Genomic DNA, 17,036 nt, shown 5'->3' with positions numbered 1-17,036 from the left:
TAGGGGAACGCTCGCCGCCGGGTCAACACGCCGGGCCGAACTTCACCCGCACCGGCCGCCCGGCGGACGCGCACCGGGTGATGTAGGGCACAATTCGCTGTCGTCACAGGGGTGTTGTCGTAGGTGTCGGTGGGTGGCGGCCCCGGTCGGCCCGAGGGCTGCCGGTGGTTCGGTTCGCGGGGAAGGCGGGCGTCGGACGTGGCGGTGCAGGAGGCCGGGCAGGGCGGGGCGGACGCGGGCGGGCACGGTGCCGGGCGCGGGAGCGCACCGGCGGGTTCCCACGGCGGCGCGCAGGGGAGCCCGTACCGGGCCGCGCGCGGCGGCGGACCCGCGTACGGCGGCGGGCACCGGGGCGGCTGCACCTGCGGGGGCTGCCCGCACGGCGCGCGCGAGGGGCACCGGCAGGCCGTCGCCGCGTTCCTGCACCTGCGCGAGACGTTCGCGGCCGGGCAGGGGCTGCCGGCCGCGGTCGCCCACTCCGCCCCGGCCTCCCGCCAGTACGTCTCCGAGGAGCTGACGCAGTCCGCCGCGCTCGTCGCCGAACGCGGACGGGCCGAGGGCGAGGCCTGGCTGGCCGGGCTGTGGCGCCGCACGGCCGTCACGGTGTGGGCGCTGGTCGTGCTCCTGCTGCTGGTGCAGGCGCTCACCGCGATCGGGGCGGGCTGGACGGCGGCCCGCACCGCCGGTCTGGTCGCGGCACTGCTGGCCGCCCTCGCGCTCACGGCCGCGTCCTGGTTCCACCGGGCGCGCGGCGGGGTGCTCGCGCCGGTCATCGGCGAGGACAACCGCCTGTCCACGTCCCGGGCCGTCGCGGCGGCGTGGGTGCTGTTCCTGGCGTACGCGGTGCTGGTGCTCGTGGTGCGGCTGGCGGTGGCGTCCCGGCCCGGCGAACGGGACGCGCTGATCGCGGGCCTGGAGCTCGCCCGGGGCGCGGGCGTGGTGACCGTGCTCGCGGTGGTGTGCGGGATCGCCGTCCTCGTGCGGCGGGTCGTCGGGCTGCGGGTGCTCGCGCAGCGGCTGCAGAAGGTCCGGGCGGACCGGCCGAGGGCGGCGGACCTGCTGACCGACGACGCGGGCCGGGGGTCCTTCGCCGACCTCCAGTACGCGGTGATCGGCGCGGTCGCGCTGCTCTTCGCCGGTGTGCGGCTGGCCCGGCGGCCGGACCAGCTGCCGGACCTGCCGTGGGGGCTGGCGGTGGTGGTGCTGGTCTCGGCGGCGACCTACCTTGCCGGCAAGTACGCGGAGGGCGGCCGGCCGGTGATCCTCTCCGTCGTACGGGTCCGGGAGGCCGGTGACCTGGACGCGCCGATCCGCACCGGCGACGACATCGAGATCCGGGGCGCCGGCTTCGTCCCGCCGGGCGCGCAGGGACCCGACCGGCTGTCCCGGACGGTCGTCCGCATCGGCGCCGTCCACACCCACGTCCCCCTGGTCCCGGTGACCGGCGGCTTCAGCAACCCGACGGACACGCTGCTCACGGTGCCGGTGCCGGCGGACGTGGAGCCGGGACGGGTGGAGGTGCAGGTGGTGACGGCGGCGGGAGCGGAGACCAACCGGTACGTGATCGACGTGACGGACTGAGGGACCCCTCCGGAGGGCGGGGTCCCTCCGGGGCGGCCGGGGCCCTTCCGAGGTCGCCGGGGCCCTTCCGAGGTCGCCGGGGCCCTTCCGGGACGGCCGGGGCTCTTCCGGACGGGAGGCGGAAAACCTGCCGGCGGGGGGTTGAGCCGGGCCTGCTCGCCGTACGTATGGTCTGTCGAGAGGTCTCGGCACCGGCGGGCGGGAGGCGGCCAGCAGCGATGATGCACAGCACGCGGACGGACCCGCACCCACCCCCGCCGGACGGCGGCCGTGACCGGCGCGGCACCGCCGCCCGCCACGCCCTCCTCCCCCTGCGCATCTTCCTGGGCGTCACCTTCGTCTACGCCGGCCTGGACAAACTCACCGACAGCGCCTTCCTCCAGGAGACCGGGCCCGGGTCGATCGGCGACACCATGCGGGCCGTCCGGGACTCCTCGGCCGTCCCGGCCCTCGTCAACCTCGCCCTGGAGAACCCCGTCGGCTTCGGGTCCGCCCTCGCCGCCGGGGAGGTCGCCGTCGGCGTCGGCACCCTGCTCGGCCTGTTCGCCCGGGCGGCCGCGCTGGGCGGCGCGCTGATCTCGCTGAGCCTCTGGCTCACCGTGAGCTGGGCCTCCGACCCCTACTACTACGGCAACGACCTCGTCTATCTCATGGCCTGGATCCCCCTCGTCCTCGCCGGCGCGCCCGCGCCCTCCGCGGACGCCGCCCTGCGCGCGCGGCGACGGCAGCGGGCGCGGGACCACCGCTAGGGTCCGTCCGACCATTCCCGCCGGTCTCGCGATGCCGTGCACGCACTCTCGCCGCGCCGGGCGCAGAACCGAGTACGTCCCGTACGAGGCTCTGTGCCCGGCACGCCGAGAGCACGCACCTGACGCCGCGGGACTGCCCTCCGGGCGACGACGGGAATGGTCGGACAGCCCCAGCACCGGCCGGGCGCGCCGTCAGCGCGCCGGTCGCGCCCCGGCCCCGCCGGTGCCCGGGCGGCCCGCGCCGCGGCGCCGGCGCACGCGTCCGGCCAGGAACCCCGCCGCGCCCGCCAGGCAGAGCCCGCCCACCACGAGGGGGATCACCGCGAACCACGGCGTGTCCCAGAGACCGCCCGCGTCACCGGCGTAGACGACGCCCGCGGCGGTGAGGACGAGGCCGGCGACCAGCTTCCCGGGCTGGAACTCATGACGCAGCACGGCTCACCTCCGCCTGCCCCACGCCCACGTGGAGGTCCAGGACGAGCGTCCCGGCCCGCCCGGCGTCCGGGGCCGGCCGCAGGGTCACCTCCCGGTGCCTGCCCGGTGCCACGTCCACGTCCTTGCGGTCGTCCCCCGGCAACCGGATGTCACCCACCCCCACCTCCACGGTCAGCCGCACGGTCACGTCCTCGGGCACGATCACGCGTATCCCCCCGACGCCCGCGTCGGCCCGGGTCGTGACGGTCCGCCTCTCGGCCACGTCGATCCGGGACAGGTCGAGCGTGCCGACGCCCGTGCCGATGTCGTACTGCTGCCGCACCTGCGCCGCCGTGGCGGGGCGCCAGGTCGTGCGCACCCACTCCGTGCCGACGTCCTCGGGCAGGGCCGCCGAGCCGGCGAGCAGGCCCGCCGTCACGACCGCGAGGAGGACCGAGCCGGCCCCCGTCCGCCCGAGGAACGCGCTGAGCGCGATGCCGAGGCCGAAGACGGCGAGCGCGCAGGCCAGGCCGGACTGCAGGCTGGTGCCCAGGGCGTGGCCCTCCCAGGTCAGGCCGGTGCCGAGGCCGCCCGCGAGCAGGGCGAGCAGGAAGACCCAGCCGCCGATCCAGCGGGGTCCGCGCGGCTTCGGGGGCCGGGCGCGCCCGACGCGCGGGTCCTCGGGGCCGCCCGGGACGCCGAGACCGAGGGCGACGGCCGCGGCGACGTCCCGGTCACGGGAGTCCTGCGGGCCCCACAGGTAGCCGGTGCCGCCGATGTGGGTGCCGTCCTTGACGATGGGGTCGCGCCACCAGGAGGGGAAGGCGGCGGGGACGGGCGGCGCCTGCGCCTCCGGCGGGGCGTCGGCCACGGTCTGCGCGGTCAGGGGGTCGGGGCCGGGGGCGCCGCGCTGCCGCGACCAGTACCCCGCGCCGGCCAGCAGGAGGGAGAGGACGACGGCGAACGTCAGGACCCCGCCGTTCTTCAGCAGCGTCAGGAACACCCCGCAGCCGACCAGCGCGAACAGCACGGCCGTGAGCGCCTGGCCGTCGACCCGGCCGGTCAGCAGCTTGCGGACCTCGTTCTCGTCCTCGTCCTCGTAGGGGACGAGGAGCCAGGCGAAGCCGTAGAAGATCAGGCCGATGCCGCCGGTCGCGGAGAGCACGGCGAGGGTGATGCGGAAGATCACCGGGTCCATGTCGCACTGCCGCCCGAGCCCGGCGCACACCCCGGCCAGCATCTTGTACCGCCGGTCCCGCCGGAACCTCGGGGGAGGCTCCGCGGCGCCGGGCCCGTCGGCGGGGCCGTCCGCCGCCGGCGCCCGCGCGGCCCGTGCTCCCGCGTCCGTGGGCCGCGCTCCCTCCCGCGCCCGCGCGCCCGCGGGCCCGCCGCCCGGGGCCGGGCCGGGGCCGGGTCCCGGACCCGTCGCGGCGCGCTCGTGATCTGTCATGGGTCCATGGTGACGGGCGGGACGCCGCGGCGGCAGCCGGTACGACCCTGGCCAAACCCTGATATCGGCCCCGAGACGGCGGCGGGGGAGCGTCCGGCCGGCACGCCGCGCGAAGATCAGGGGCGTCTCCGGGACCGACCCTGATGCTCCGTGCCGCGCCGCCGTGTGACCATCGGTGGCATGTCGGAAGCCGCAGCAGCGCCCCTCGCCGAACCGCGGCCGCCGCGCAAGCTCTACCGCAGCAGCGACGGACGCTGGCTCGGCGGGGTGGCACGGGGGCTCGCCGGGCACCTCGGGCTGCCCGTCGTCTGGGTCCGGCTCGTGTTCGTCGGGCTGTTCATGGCCGACGGCCTCGGCGCGCTGCTGTACGCCGCGTTCTGGTTCTTCGTCCCGCTCGGCGTCGGCGGCGTCGACGCGCAGCGGCCGCCCTCGCCGATCACCACGGAGACCGCGTCGGACGGCCGCCGCCGGCTCATCGCCCGCAAACCGGACAAGGGCCAGATCGTCGCCCTGCTCCTCATGGTCGTCGTGGCCATGGTGTTCGTGGGCAGCGTGGACCTCAGCAGCGGAGCCCGCGCCTACCTGTGGCCCCTCGTCCTGGTCGGCGCCGGTGTCGCCCTGGTGTGGCGCCAGGCGGACAACGCCCGCCGGGCCCGCTGGATGGAGGTCGGCCGCCGCCGGCGCACGGTCACGCTGCTGCGCTCCGTGGCGGGCGTCCTGCTGGTGGCGGCCGGTGTCTCCGGCGCCGTCGTCCTGCAGGGCTCCGCCACCCACCTCGGCTCCGTCCTGCAGGCGGCCCTCGCGGTCCTCGTCGGCATCACGCTCCTGGCCGGCCCCTACCTGGTGCGCATGACCCAGGACCTCTCCGAGGAGCGCCTGATGCGCATCCGCGCCCAGGAACGCGCGGAGGTCGCCGCGCACGTCCACGACTCGGTGCTGCACACCCTGACCCTGATCCAGCGCAACGCGGAGAACGCCGGGGAGGTGCGCCGCCTGGCCCGGGCCCAGGAACGCGACCTGCGCACCTGGCTGTACAACCCCGAGGGCAACGGCAAGGACGAGGCCGAGGAGCCCACCACCCTCGCCGAGGCCGTGCGGCGCAACGCCGCCGAGGTCGAGGACAAGCACGGCGTCCCCATCGAGGTCGTCGTCGTGGGCGACTGCCCGCTCGACGAGCGGACCGGGGCGCAGATGCAGGCCGCGCGCGAGGCCATGGTGAACGCGGCCAAGTACGGTGGCGAAGGCGGCGCCGTCCAGGTCTTCGCCGAAGTCGAGGGCAGGACGGTGTTCGTGTCCGTCCGGGACCGCGGCCCCGGCTTCGACCTCGATGCGATACCCGCCGACCGCATGGGTGTCAGAGAATCGATCATCGGCCGCATGGAGCGCAACGGCGGTACGGCGCGGCTGCGCGCGGTGCCGGACGGCGGCACGGAGGTCGAGCTGGAGATGGAGAGGGCGGAGAAGACGTCATGAGCGACCCGACCGAGACGGACGGCACGGCAGGACCGGCGGAGGCGGACCGGTCCGCGGAGCCGGGCGGGCGGCACGTGCGCGTGGTCCTCGTCGACGACCACCGCATGTTCCGCACGGGCGTCCAGGCCGAGATCGGCCGGACCGAGCAGACCGGCGTCGAGGTCGTCGGGGAGGCCGCGGACGTCGACCAGGCGGTCACGGTCATCACCGCGACCCGGCCCGAGGTCGTCCTCCTCGACGTGCACCTCCCGGGCGGCGGCGGTGTCGAAGTGCTGCGCCGCTGCGCCCCGTTGATGGCCGACGCCGAGCGGCCCGTCCGCTTCCTGGCCCTGTCCGTCTCGGACGCCGCGGAGGACGTCATCGGCGTGATCCGGGGCGGCGCGCGCGGGTACGTCACCAAGACGATCACCGGTACGGACCTGATCGACTCGGTCTTCCGGGTCCAGGAGGGCGACGCGGTGTTCTCCCCGCGCCTGGCCGGGTTCGTCCTGGACGCCTTCGCGTCGACGGACGCCCCTCCGGTCGACGAGGACCTCGACCGCCTCACCCAGCGGGAGCGCGAGGTGCTGCGGCTGATCGCCCGCGGGTACGCCTACAAGGAGATCGCCAAGCAGCTGTTCATCTCCGTGAAGACGGTCGAGTCGCACGTCTCGGCGGTGCTCCGCAAGCTCCAGCTGTCCAACCGGCACGAGCTGACGCGGTGGGCGACGGCCCGGCGCCTGGTGTGACCGCGCGGGGCCGCGGCCGGGCACGCCGGGCCGGTGTCCGGCGTGCCCGGGGCCCTCACTAGGCTCCGGCCCCATGGACGTACTCATCCACCTCTTCGTCGGTCTGCACATCGTCGGCATCGCCGCGCTCCTCGGCGGCTTCCTCACCCAGATGAAGGCGATGGGGGAGGGCACCGCCCGGTTCGGCCCCGCGATGCTGCACGGCGCGCTGACGATGCTGGTCACCGGGGCCGTCCTGGTCGGCCTCAACCAGGCCGACGACCAGCCCGTCGACAACGTCAAGATCGGCGTGAAGCTGGCCCTGCTGATCGTGATCCTCGGGCTCGTCTACGTGAAGCGGGACGACGAGAAGGTGGACAAGGGCCTGTTCGGCCTGGTCGGTCTGCTGACCACGGCGAACGTCTTCATCGCCGTGCTGTGGACCTGAACGGCTCCGGCCCGTGCGGACGGGCGGCCCTGCTGCGCACCTTCGCCGGGCCCGCCGTCGGGACCACCCTCACCCACCCGCGGGAAACCGCTCCCGAGCGGATCGGCCGGCCCGGCCCCCGCACGCGCCGGGCCGGCCACCGAACCCGGAGCGGCCCGGTCCACGGTGACGCGCTTCCGCGAAGGCGTGCGAGGGCTCGACCCGCTGGTGCTGTGAGGCTCACGCCGGCCGCACCACGCTGTGGATCGACGACTCGCCGTCGTAGAAGATCGACTCCTCGCGGACGTACGTACCGGGCTTGGGGGCGTGGATCATCATGCCGTTGCCGATGTACAGGCCGACGTGGGTGACGTCGTCGTAGAAGAAGACCAGGTCACCGGGTCGGGCCTGGGACACCGGGACCGTCGTGCCGGCATTGACCTGGTCGTAGGTGGTGCGCGGGAGGTCGACGCCCGCGGCCTTCCAGGCGGCCTGGGTCAGGCCGGAGCAGTCGTAGGAGCCGGGGCCGGTGGCGCCCCACACGTACGGCTTGCCGATCTGGGCGCGGGCGAAGGCGAGGGCCTTCTCGGCCTTGGTGGCGTACGAGGAGTCGGCCGGCGCGGTGGCCGACGGGGAGTCCGACGGCGACTCGGAGGCGGCCGGGCCGGAGCTCTCCTGCTGGGCGGCCTCCTGCTGCCGGGCGGCCTCCTGCGCCTGCTGCTCCGCCTGCTGCCGGGCGAGTTCGGCGGCCTCGCGGGCGGCCTCCTCCTGCCGGCGCTTCTCGATCGCCGCGAGCCGCGCCTTCTCCTCGGCGGTCAGCCGTGACAGCAGGTCGCGCGCGTCGGCGAGCTTCTTCTGGACGGTGGCCTTGGCCGTCTTCAGGTCGCTCTGCGTCTCGGTGAGCGTCCGGAGGCCCTCGGTGGCCTCCTGGCGCCTCTCCATCGTCTCGGACTGCTGGGCGACGTAGTCGTCGACCGCTTCCTTCTGGCGGCCGGTGAGCCGGCTCATCAGCTGGGTCTGGTCGAAGTAGTCCTGCGGCGAGTCCGCGAGCAGCAGCGTCGCGGTGGAGGGGGCGGCCGCGCCGGTCCGGTACTGGGCGGCGGCGAAGGAGCCGAGCTCCTCGCGCGCCTCGTTGAGCCGCTGGGTGCGCTCCGCCACGTCGTCGAGGAGGGTGTCGACGCGCTTGCGCTGCTTGGTGGTCTTCTCCTTGGCCGCGTTGTACTTCTCGGTCGCCGACTCGGCCTGGCGGTACAGGTCGTCGACCTTCTTCTCGACCTCCTCCAGGCTCGGCCTGTCGTCGGGGGAGGGGGCGGCGTTGGCCGTCTGGGAGAGCAGGGCCACCGAGGTGAGGGCGGCGGTGGCGAGGGCGGGGGTGCGCATGCCTGCTACGCGCGTACCCGCCGGGCGCGGCTTGCGGTGCTGCGACGCCAAGGGAGGCGACTCCTTCCATGTTCCGCCTACCGGGTTAGCTGTCGGGTTCGGGCGGACGGTTCGGAAGGGTTGCCCTACGGCCGCGCCCCGGAGGGCTGTGGGCCGATTCACCCCAAGGTCTCGGTTGGGTCCCCGGCTCCGGCTGCCGTGGCGGCACGCAGGACTCGGCGGAGGCCGCGCGGCCCGGCGGGGTTCGCCGGTGGGGGTCGTACGGCCCGTCCGCACGGTAGCCAACTCGTGTGGCCCCTGTGAAGGTTGATGGGTGATATGCCCGATACATTTTCGTGACCTCGCGCGCGGGTCGCTGCGCGTGACGCCGCGACGCCGGAGGGTAGGAGGACGCCGGGTGCCGGACGGAGGGGCCCGTGGACGCCCACGGGCCCCTTCCCGCCGGGGATGTTCCCGGGACGGCGGCGGGTTGTCGGTGGGGCACCCTAGACTCGGAGAGCGATGAGCAGCCTCTTTGACGACAGCTTCCTGGCGGACCTCCAGGCCCAGCAGGGCCCCGTGGACGAGCCCCCGCCGCCGCCCGAGGACGATCACGTACCGGAGCCGCTCCCGGACGATCTGTTCGGCGGGAAGTTCGACGTGCCGCCGGACCGGGACGCGTACTACCGGGACGGCGCCCCGCGCCCCGTGGTGGACGCCGCCGCCCTCCTGGAGGGGCTGAACGACAACCAGCGCGCCGCCGTCGTGCACTCCGGCACCCCGCTGCTCATCGTCGCCGGTGCCGGCTCCGGCAAGACCCGGGTGCTCACCCACCGCATCGCCCACCTGCTGGCGGAGCGGGGCGTCCACCCGGGCCAGATCCTCGCGATCACCTTCACCAACAAGGCCGCCGGCGAGATGAAGGAGCGCGTCGAGCAGCTCGTCGGCCCGCGCGCCAACGCCATGTGGGTCATGACCTTCCACAGCGCGTGCGTGCGCATCCTGCGCCGCGAGTCCAAGAAGCTCGGCTTCACGTCGTCCTTCTCGATCTACGACGCCGCCGACTCCAAGCGCCTGATGGCCCTGGTCTGCCGCGACCTGGACCTCGACCCCAAGCGGTTCCCGCCGAAGTCCTTCAGCGCCAAGATCAGCAACCTGAAGAACGAGCTGATCGACGAGGAGGACTTCGCCGCCCGGGCCGCCGACGGCTTCGAGAAGACCCTCGCCCAGGCCTACGCCCTGTACCAGTCGCGGCTGCGCGAGGCGAACGCCCTCGACTTCGACGACCTGATCATGACGACGGTCAACCTGCTGCGCGCCTTCCCGGACGTCGCCGAGCACTACCGCCGCCGCTTCCGCCACGTCCTGGTCGACGAGTACCAGGACACCAACCACGCCCAGTACGCCCTCGTCCGCGAGCTCGTCGGCACCGGCGCGCACGGCGAGGGCGTCCCGCCGGGCGAGGCCGCCCTGCCGCCCGCCGAGCTGTGCGTGGTCGGTGACGCCGACCAGTCGATCTACGCCTTCCGCGGCGCGACCATCCGCAACATCCTCCAGTTCGAGGAGGACTACCCGGACGCGACCACGATCCTGCTGGAGCAGAACTACCGCTCCACCCAGACGATCCTCTCCGCGGCCAACGCGGTCATCGAGCGCAACGAGTCCCGCCGGCCCAAGAACCTGTGGACCAACGCGGGCGCGGGCTCCCGGATCACCGGGTACGTCGCCGACACCGAGCACGACGAGGCGCAGTTCGTCGCCGACGAGATAGACCGCCTGGTCGACGCGGGGGAGGCGAAGGCCGGGGACGTCGCCGTCTTCTACCGCACCAACGCCCAGTCCCGTGTCTTCGAAGAGGTCTTCATCCGCGTCGGCCTGCCCTACAAGGTCGTCGGCGGCGTCCGCTTCTACGAGCGCAAGGAGGTCCGGGACGTCCTGGCCTACCTGCGGGTGCTCGCCAACCCGGAGGACTCGGTGCCGCTGCGCCGCATCCTCAACGTCCCCAAGCGGGGCATCGGCGACCGCGCGGAGGCCATGATCGACGCCCTCGCCCAGCGCGAGAAGATCAGCTTCCCGCAGGCGCTCAAGCGCGTCGACGAGGCGTACGGCATGGCCGCGCGCTCCACGAACGCCGTCAAGCGCTTCAACACGCTGATGGAGGACCTCCGGACGATCGTCGAGTCCGGCGCCGGACCGGCGACCGTGCTGGAGGCGGTGCTGGAACGCACCGGCTACCTCGCGGAGTTGCAGGCCTCCACCGACCCGCAGGACGAGACCCGGATCGAGAACCTCCAGGAACTCGCCGCCGTGGCCCTGGAGTTCGAGCAGGAGCGCGGCGAGGCCGCCGCGGCGCCGGGGGGCGCCGCCCCGGGCGGGACGCTCGCCGACTTCCTGGAGCAGGTCGCCCTGGTCGCCGACTCCGACCAGATCCCCGACGAGGAGGACGGCGACGGTGTCATCACGCTGATGACGCTGCACACCGCCAAGGGCCTGGAGTTCCCGGTCGTGTTCCTGACCGGCATGGAGGACGGCGTCTTCCCGCACATGCGCGCCCTCGGCCAGACCAAGGAGCTGGAGGAGGAGCGGCGCCTGGCGTACGTCGGCATCACGCGCGCGCGGGAGCGGCTCTACCTGACGCGCTCCACCCTGCGCAGCGCCTGGGGACAGCCCTCGTACAACCCGCCCTCCCGCTTCCTGGAGGAGATCCCGGCCGCCCACCTGACGTGGAAGCGGACGGGGGCGAGCGCGTCCCCGCCCGCCGGGCCGGTCTCCGGGGTGGCGGCCTCGCTGTCGTCGTCCCGGTCGCGGTCGTCGGCGTCGGGCGCGTCCGGCTTCGCCACGCGCCGCGCCTCGGAGAAGCCGGGGGTGGCGCTGGCGGTCGGGGACCGGGTGACGCACGACCAGTTCGGGCTCGGCACCGTCGTCGCGGTCAAGGGCACGGGCGCGAACGCCGAGGCGACCATCGACTTCGGCGACGGCAAACCGAAGCGGCTGCTGCTGCGCTACGCGCCGGTGGACAAGCTGTAGCGGTGCGCGGTGCGGGCCCTGCCGAGCGGCGGGGCCCGCCGGGAGCGGCCGGGGGAGCGGGACGGGGGCCGGCCGGGAACGCCCGGGCAGCGCGACGCGCCGGGGCCGTCCGCTCGGTCGGGAGTCCTGCGCCGGGTACGCGCGCGAAGACGGCGGCCCACCGCGATCGCGACGTCACGTCCACCGCGACGTCACGCCCGCCGGGGCGTCACGCCCGCCGGGACGTCACGCCGGGTCCAGGCCGTGGCTGCGCAGCCAGGCGAGCGGGTCGATCGCCGCGCCGCCGGCCGGGCGCACCTCGAAGTGCAGGTGGGGGCCGGTCGAGTTGCCGGAGTTGCCGGAGTTGGCGATCGGCTGGCCGGCCTTCACGGTCGTGCCGGAGGCGACGATGTACGTGGAGAGGTGGCAGTACCACGTCTCCGTGCCGTCCTTGGCGGTCACGATCATCATGTTGCCGTACGCGGTGTTGTACTGCGTGCGCACGACGCCGTCGGTCGCGGCCATCACGGTCGCGCCGTAGGAGACGGGGAAGTCGATGCCGGTGTGGGCGGACATCCAGTTGATGCCGGCCTGGCCGTAGTAGGCGCTCAGCCCGTGCTGCGCCACCGGAAGCGCGAACTTCGGGCGCAGCCGCTCCTTGCGGGCCGCCTCCTCCGCCGCCCGCTTCTTCTCGGCCTCCTGCTGGGCCTTGAGGTCGATGCGCTCCTGCGTGCGGCTGACCCGGTCGCCGAAGTCGTCGGCCCCGGCGGCGAGGCTCTGCAGCTGGGTGTCCAGCTTGTTGTTGGCGACGGACGGTTTCACCGGCTGCACGTCGGCCGCGGCGGCCGACGCCTCCTTGTCCTCGCCGGTCAGCGTGCCCACCGAGGCGGCGGCGATCCCGGCCACGCCCATCACGCACGCCGACGGCACCGCCACGGTCAGCAGCGCCGAGCGCTTGGGGGGCGTACGGCGGCGGGAACGGTTCGCGCTGCGGGAACCGGAGCGGGACGGGGCCGGAGTGGCCTCTTCCTGGCCGTCGAGGAGCGGAGCGACCACGGGCAGCTCGCCGGTGGCGCCGGCCTCGTCGTCGTCCTGGTCGGGTTCCTCGTGCGAGACCTGCTCGAAGGTCGCGGTCGGCTGCTGGTCGAAGGGGACGGCGTGCGGCTCGTACGGGTCGTCGGCCGGTGCGGCGCCGTCGGCGGCGCCGTCGGAGTTCCACCGGGTGGCGTCGTAGGCGCCGGTGTCGAAGGCCTGCGTGCCCCATTCCCACTGCTGGGTCCGGTCGGCCGGGCCGCCGGACTGGTCGGGCTGGTGCCAGGCCCCCGTGTCCCACTGCCCGGTGCCGTCGGCGGGCGGGGCCTGCGCCGGGACGGCCGCCCCCTGCTCGTGGCCCGTCCAGGCCGTCGCGTCGTAGGCACCGGTGTCGTAGGAGGCGTGCTGCTGCGCCGCGTACGTGGTGTGGTGCGCGATGTGGTGGGTACCGGTGGACCACTGGGTGGTGTCGTACGCGCCGGTGCCGTCGCCCGGCATGCTCCCGAAGAGGGGGTCCGCGGCGAAGGTCGTCGTGGCGTGGGCGCCGGCGTCGAAACCTGCGGCGCCGTAGTCGCCGTGCGGGGTGAAGTCGCCGTACTGGGCTTCCTGCGTGCCGTACGACGCGTAGTGCGCCGGGTCGGCGTCGGAAGCCGGAGCCGGGGTGGTCATGGTCCCCGACGGGTGACGGTCGTTCACCAACTTCTCTTTCGCCTCGACAACAGGGGCTGCCAGAGCAGTGCGGCGACTGTACCCGGCGGTACGCGGGCACGACAATCTTCGGCAGGTTTCCCGCGCGCAGGAAACGGGCATTCGGCCGTGTTTCGGGGGTTGGCGGACGCGGGCTTGGCCCTGTGTTCGAAGCTTGTTCGAGGCGAATGGGGTTCGTGGGCCGTAATTCAGTTGTGGTCGATGGCTGTTGGACGTGTGGTCGTTCTGTGCGGTCGGGGGCGTGGGGAGGGTGGGCGCTCCCCGTCGGGCCGCGGTCAGGCGACCGTCAGGCCGTCGGCGCGCTCGGCCGGCTCGCCCGGACGGGCCGTGTCCAGGACCTGGCGTATGCCCGTGGCGACGGCGGGGTGCACCGGCAGGGCGAGATGGCCGATCCCCGTCACCCGTACGTTCTCCGCCTTCAGGTCCGGGTGGTCGATGCAGGCCGTCTCCAGCGGGTCCATGACGTGGTCCAGGTCGCTCCAGAAGCTCACGAAGTAGGTGCGGCAGCCGGGAGCGGGCCGGGCCAGCTCCTCGATCACCGGGGAGTCGGGCCGCATCTGCCGCACGATCGGGTGGGCGTTGGCCAGCGGCGCCACCCGCGTGCCCGCGTGCGGGGTGCCGAGCGTCACGAGCGTGCGGACCCGCCTGTCACCGCCGAGCCGCTGCACGTAGTACCGCGCGATCAGCCCGCCGAGGCTGTGCCCCACGACGTCCACCCGCTCGCTGCCCGTGCGGACGCAGATCTCCTCGATGTGCCGCCCGAACAGCTCGGCCGCCACACGGATGTCGCAGGTCAGCGGCGAGTAGTTCAGGGACTCGATGCGGTGCCTGCCGTGCTGGGCGAGGCTGCGGCGCAGCAGGACGAAGACCGAGCGGTTGTCGATGAAGCCGTGCAGCAGCACCACCGGGGGCCTGGCCCGCGCCGGCAGCCGGGCCGCGCCGTCCGGGGAGGCGAGCGGGGACGGGACCACCCGGCGCTCCTGCGCGATGCCGGAGGGATACAGGAGGAGGTGCCCGGCGAGGATCGCGACCTCCAGGGCGGTCGCCTTCAGCAGGGCCAGGGAGAGGCCGGCCAGCCGGCCGGGAACGAGACGCTGGCAGAACGGGATAAAGGGCAGAGCCACCCCGGTGACCTTCATGGCCGACCTCCTGTCGGCACGCGTGAGGACGGCGCTGTCCCCCGTGTGCCCTCGTGGAAAGCCGCGCCGACGGCAGCCGACGGTGCGGGCGGACGACGCGTGGACCGGCCGCGGCCGGTGGCGTGCGTGACGCCGCCGCCCTGTCGTGGCCTGCCCGGTGCGTCGGCCCGCTGCGGTCCGTGTGCCGCTGGTGCGTGCGGCGCCTGAGCCGCGCGGAGCCGGAACGGTGCGCGGCGAACGTGTCCCACCGTGTGATTTCCCCCTCCCTGTGCAGCGCGAAACTGCCGGTTGCGGGATGCTGGCGATAACGTTCGTTCACTTCCCGGGCCGCCGCGGCGCGGGACGTCCGTGCCGTGGCGGCGCACCCGGGGCAGTGGGCGGCGGAATGCGCGGTACACGCCAGGCGCGCGCACGGTGTGCGACGCGCGACGTGTACGGCATGAGCGATGTGTGCGGTACTTGTCGGTACGGATGGATGTAGTCGCTTCATGGAGGCAGTGATGGGTGTGGCAGCCGGTCCGATCCGCGTCGTGGTGGCCAAGCCGGGGCTCGACGGCCACGATCGCGGGGCCAAGGTGATCGCGCGTGCGCTGCGCGACGCCGGTATGGAGGTCATCTACACCGGGCTCCACCAGACTCCCGAGCAGATCGTCGACACCGCGATCCAGGAGGACGCCGACGCGATCGGGCTGTCCATCCTCTCCGGCGCGCACAACACGCTCTTCGCGGCGGTGATCGACCTGCTCGAGGAGCGCGACGCGGAGGACATCCTGGTCTTCGGCGGCGGCATCATCCCCGAGGCGGACATCGCCCCGCTGAAGGAGAAGGGCGTCGCGGAGATCTTCACCCCCGGCGCGACCACCGCGTCCATCGTGGACTGGGTACGGGCGAACGTGCGCCAGCCCGCTGAGGCGTAGGTCTTCTCCGGGGACACGGCCGGTGCGGACCGGCGGTCGCGTCGCGGCGCGCGGGCGGGGAGCCGCGTCCGGCCCGGTGCGGGGCGGCCCTACGCCGCGCCCAGCTCCTCGGTCATGGCCGCGCGCAGGCGCAGCGTGGTGACCAGGCGCTGGAACGCCTCCGCCCAGTAGCCGCCGGCTCCCGGGGAGGCGTTCTCCGGTTCGTCGGGCACGGCCAGCAGGGCGTCGAGCCGGTTCGCCTCGGAAGGGTCGAGGCAGCGCTCGGCCAGGCCCATGACTCCGCTGAAACTCCATGGATAACTCCCCGCGTCCCGCGCGATGTTGAGCGCGTCGACCACCGCCCGGCCGAGCGGCGCGGCCCACGGGACCGCGCACACGCCGAGCAGCTGGAAGGCCTCGGACAGGCCGTGCGTGGCGATGAACCCGGCGACCCACTCGGCCCGTTCGGCGGCGTCCAGCGTGCCGAGCAGCTTGGCGCGCTCGGCCAGCGACACCGCTCCCGGGCCCCCGGCCTCCGGTGCCGAGGGCTCGCCGAGCAGCGCCCGCGACCACGCGGCGTCGCCCTGCCGCACCGCCGCCCGGCACCACGCCGCGTGCAGCTCGCCCTGCCAGTCGTCCGTCACCGGCAGCGCCACGATCTCCTCGGGCGTACGGCCGCCGAGCCGCCGCGACCAGGTCCCGAGCGGTGCGGCCTCCACCAACTGGCCGAACCACCACGACCGTTCGCCGCGCCCCGCCGGGGCCTTGGCCACGACGCCGTCGCGCTCCATGCCCGCGTCGCACTCGTGCGGGGCCTCGACGACGAGGGCCGGTGCGTCACCGGTGTGGTCGACGGCCACGCACGCCTCGGCCCGCACGGCCATCCGCGCGGCGAGCGCCGAGCCGGGCAGCGCCGACAGCAGTTCCGCGGCCGTCGCCCGGACGTTGCGGCTGCGGTCGGCCAGGGCCTGCTCCAGGAACGGCTCGTCGTCCGGGCCGAGGCCCGTGCGCAGCGAGTCGAGGAACATCAGACGGTCCTCGGCCCGCTCCGTCGCCCAGGTGGTGGCGAGCAGGTCCCGTGCGGCGGCGGGGTCACGGGAGCGCAGGGCGGCGAGGAGGGCGACCCGCTCCGCGAAGAGCCCCTCCTGCCAGAGCGTGCGGACGGTGTCCCCGTCCTCCAGGTGGGGCGGGGCGGCGCCTCCGCCGGGGGCCGAGCGCAGGGCGAACCGCCAGTCCGGGTTCAGCCGCGCCAGCCACAGGGCCCGCGGACCCGCGAACTCCAGGGCCGCCGGACGCAGGTCCGTACGCCCGCGGGCCGCGTCCAGCAGCGCCGGCAGCGCCTCCGGGGGCGGTGCGTAGCCGCGCGCGTTCGCGAGCGCCAGCCACTGGGGCAGCAGCTCCATCAGGTCCGGGGTGGTGCCCCGGCGTCCGCCGGCCGTGCCGGGCCGGTCGGCCAGCAGCAACGAGAGTCTGCGGGCGGCGGCGGACGGCAGGGGCGGGCGCGGGTCCTCGGGGGCCGGCCGCGGACGCTCCGCCGCCCGGGCCGGCCGCAGTCCGGCCCGGCGCCGTACGGTCTCCACCGCCGCCGCGTCCAGCAGGGCCACCGGCGCCTGCGGGCCCGGCCGGGAGCCCGGGGGTGTGCGCCGGTCCGTCCCGAGCAGCGCCGTGGTCACGAGCCCTTCCCAGGCGTCCGTGACGGCCGGGCGCACAGGAGCGGAGGTCCTGTTCATGAGCTTCCTTTCCGCCGGACGTCTCGGAGTGGGTGGAGACTCACCCGCACCGGGTGTCCAGTGATGTCCGAAAAATTCATGGATGGCGGGAGAACCACCGGGTCGGAGGAACCGGGCGTGCGGCCTGCCGCTGTGCGGGGTTCGGGGTGCCGGGGCCCTGCGGCGCACGGTGGGCACCGCGGTGCCGGGCCGGACGGGACGGCTGGTCGTGGTGCGGAGTCCGGTCGCCCGTGCCGTCCGTTCCGACCTGCGGTTCCGGCCGGCCGACGGTGCGTGGTCGGGCCTTGGCAGCCCTGGCCGTCACGGGTGGTCGGGTGTTGGTGCTTACGGGTGGCCGGCGGTGTGTGGCTGGTTGGTGGTGTCCG

13 protein-coding genes and 1 riboswitch are annotated in these 17,036 nt (G+C 74.5%); of the genes, 7 read left to right on the top strand and 6 right to left on the bottom strand.

The window, feature by feature from the left end; genetic code table 11:
• Positions 1-198: 198 nt before the first annotated feature.
• Together ACIF8T_RS18045 and ACIF8T_RS18040 are read left to right on the top strand one after the other, a co-directional pair.
• Positions 199-1,581 carry a hypothetical protein gene (locus ACIF8T_RS18045; RefSeq protein ID WP_400036090.1) on the top strand — a complete coding sequence of 461 codons (1,383 nt, stop codon included), beginning with the start codon at positions 199-201 and terminating at the stop codon, positions 1,579-1,581.
• Between the two features lie 218 nt (positions 1,582-1,799).
• Entirely contained in the window at positions 1,800-2,330 is a 531-nt protein-coding gene (locus tag ACIF8T_RS18040; RefSeq protein WP_400036088.1) for a DoxX family membrane protein, read from the top strand.
• Positions 2,331-2,522: 192 nt separating this feature from the next.
• Here ACIF8T_RS18040 and ACIF8T_RS18035 read toward each other — a convergent pair whose 3' ends face one another.
• Together ACIF8T_RS18035 and ACIF8T_RS18030 are read right to left on the bottom strand one after the other, a co-directional pair.
• Positions 2,523-2,765, bottom strand: coding sequence for a hypothetical protein (locus tag ACIF8T_RS18035; RefSeq protein ID WP_400036086.1), 243 nt, complete (start codon positions 2,763-2,765; stop codon positions 2,523-2,525).
• Positions 2,752-4,194: a PspC domain-containing protein gene (locus ACIF8T_RS18030; RefSeq protein ID WP_400036084.1), complete on the bottom strand. Its 1,443-nt coding sequence runs from the start codon at positions 4,192-4,194 to the stop codon at positions 2,752-2,754. The genes ACIF8T_RS18035 and ACIF8T_RS18030 overlap by 14 nt, the downstream gene beginning before the upstream one ends.
• A gap of 180 nt (positions 4,195-4,374) precedes the next feature.
• Between ACIF8T_RS18030 and ACIF8T_RS18025 the strand changes: the two genes are divergently transcribed.
• From ACIF8T_RS18025 to ACIF8T_RS18015, 3 genes are all read left to right on the top strand, one after another.
• A complete protein-coding gene (locus tag ACIF8T_RS18025; RefSeq protein ID WP_400036082.1) occupies positions 4,375-5,667 on the top strand; it encodes a PspC domain-containing protein in 1,293 nt (430 codons plus the stop codon).
• The gene (locus ACIF8T_RS18020) at positions 5,664-6,395 is read left to right on the top strand and encodes a LuxR C-terminal-related transcriptional regulator (RefSeq protein WP_400036080.1); all 732 of its coding nucleotides are present in this window, start codon (positions 5,664-5,666) and stop codon (positions 6,393-6,395) included. Before ACIF8T_RS18025 ends, ACIF8T_RS18020 begins: the two co-directional genes overlap by 4 nt.
• Before the next feature lie 73 nt (positions 6,396-6,468).
• Positions 6,469-6,822 carry a hypothetical protein gene (locus tag ACIF8T_RS18015; protein ID WP_400036078.1) on the top strand — a complete coding sequence of 118 codons (354 nt, stop codon included), beginning with the start codon at positions 6,469-6,471 and terminating at the stop codon, positions 6,820-6,822.
• 219 nt (positions 6,823-7,041) lie between these two features.
• Here the strand turns inward: ACIF8T_RS18015 and ACIF8T_RS18010 are convergent, their stop codons facing one another.
• Complete coding sequence (locus ACIF8T_RS18010) at positions 7,042-8,181, bottom strand: NlpC/P60 family protein (RefSeq protein ID WP_400036420.1); 1,140 nt, start codon at positions 8,179-8,181, stop codon at positions 7,042-7,044.
• Positions 8,182-8,240: 59 nt separating this feature from the next.
• Positions 8,241-8,412, bottom strand: a riboswitch (cyclic di-AMP (ydaO/yuaA leader).
• A 270-nt stretch (positions 8,413-8,682) separates the two neighbouring features.
• Between ACIF8T_RS18010 and pcrA the strand changes: the two genes are divergently transcribed.
• Positions 8,683-11,187, top strand: a complete 2,505-nt coding sequence (gene pcrA / locus ACIF8T_RS18005) for a DNA helicase PcrA (RefSeq protein ID WP_400036076.1) — start codon at positions 8,683-8,685, stop codon at positions 11,185-11,187.
• 225 nt (positions 11,188-11,412) lie between these two features.
• On the opposite strand, the gene ACIF8T_RS18000 is transcribed toward pcrA, so the two are convergent.
• Both ACIF8T_RS18000 and ACIF8T_RS17995 read right to left on the bottom strand, forming a co-directional pair.
• Positions 11,413-12,894 (bottom strand): M23 family metallopeptidase, encoded by a 1,482-nt coding sequence (locus ACIF8T_RS18000; protein ID WP_400036074.1) that lies wholly within the window; start codon positions 12,892-12,894, stop codon positions 11,413-11,415.
• A 287-nt stretch (positions 12,895-13,181) separates the two neighbouring features.
• Positions 13,182-14,045 carry an esterase/lipase family protein gene (locus ACIF8T_RS17995; protein WP_400036072.1) on the bottom strand — a complete coding sequence of 288 codons (864 nt, stop codon included), beginning with the start codon at positions 14,043-14,045 and terminating at the stop codon, positions 13,182-13,184.
• A 500-nt stretch (positions 14,046-14,545) separates the two neighbouring features.
• On the opposite strand from ACIF8T_RS17995, the gene ACIF8T_RS17990 reads away from it, so the two are divergent.
• Positions 14,546-14,962: a cobalamin B12-binding domain-containing protein gene (locus ACIF8T_RS17990; RefSeq protein ID WP_400036070.1), complete on the top strand. Its 417-nt coding sequence runs from the start codon at positions 14,546-14,548 to the stop codon at positions 14,960-14,962.
• 89 nt (positions 14,963-15,051) lie between these two features.
• On the opposite strand, the gene ACIF8T_RS17985 is transcribed toward ACIF8T_RS17990, so the two are convergent.
• Complete coding sequence (locus ACIF8T_RS17985) at positions 15,052-16,671, bottom strand: DUF5691 domain-containing protein (protein ID WP_400036068.1); 1,620 nt, start codon at positions 16,669-16,671, stop codon at positions 15,052-15,054.
• Positions 16,672-17,036 lie beyond the last annotated feature (365 nt).

The organism is Streptomyces sp. NPDC085946 (genome assembly GCF_044540485.1).
Taxonomy (GTDB): domain Bacteria; phylum Actinomycetota; class Actinomycetes; order Streptomycetales; family Streptomycetaceae; genus Streptomyces.
This window is presented reverse-complemented; position numbering and strand designations above follow the sequence as displayed.

Excerpts from the sequence above, each read along its gene's own strand:
- ACIF8T_RS18040 (WP_400036088.1), top strand. The coding sequence starts at position 1,800 with ATGATGCACAGCACGCGGACGGACCCGCACCCACCCCCGCCGGACGGC.
- ACIF8T_RS18030 (WP_400036084.1), bottom strand. The coding sequence starts at position 4,194 with ATGACAGATCACGAGCGCGCCGCGACGGGTCCGGGACCCGGCCCCGGC.
- ACIF8T_RS18025 (WP_400036082.1), top strand. The coding sequence starts at position 4,375 with ATGTCGGAAGCCGCAGCAGCGCCCCTCGCCGAACCGCGGCCGCCGCGC.
- ACIF8T_RS18020 (WP_400036080.1), top strand. The coding sequence starts at position 5,664 with ATGAGCGACCCGACCGAGACGGACGGCACGGCAGGACCGGCGGAGGCG.
- ACIF8T_RS18015 (WP_400036078.1), top strand. The coding sequence starts at position 6,469 with ATGGACGTACTCATCCACCTCTTCGTCGGTCTGCACATCGTCGGCATC.
- ACIF8T_RS18010 (WP_400036420.1), bottom strand. The coding sequence starts at position 8,181 with ATGCGCACCCCCGCCCTCGCCACCGCCGCCCTCACCTCGGTGGCCCTG.
- pcrA (WP_400036076.1), top strand. The coding sequence starts at position 8,683 with ATGAGCAGCCTCTTTGACGACAGCTTCCTGGCGGACCTCCAGGCCCAG.
- ACIF8T_RS17995 (WP_400036072.1), bottom strand. The coding sequence starts at position 14,045 with ATGAAGGTCACCGGGGTGGCTCTGCCCTTTATCCCGTTCTGCCAGCGT.
- ACIF8T_RS17990 (WP_400036070.1), top strand. The coding sequence starts at position 14,546 with ATGGGTGTGGCAGCCGGTCCGATCCGCGTCGTGGTGGCCAAGCCGGGG.
- ACIF8T_RS17985 (WP_400036068.1), bottom strand. The coding sequence starts at position 16,671 with ATGAACAGGACCTCCGCTCCTGTGCGCCCGGCCGTCACGGACGCCTGG.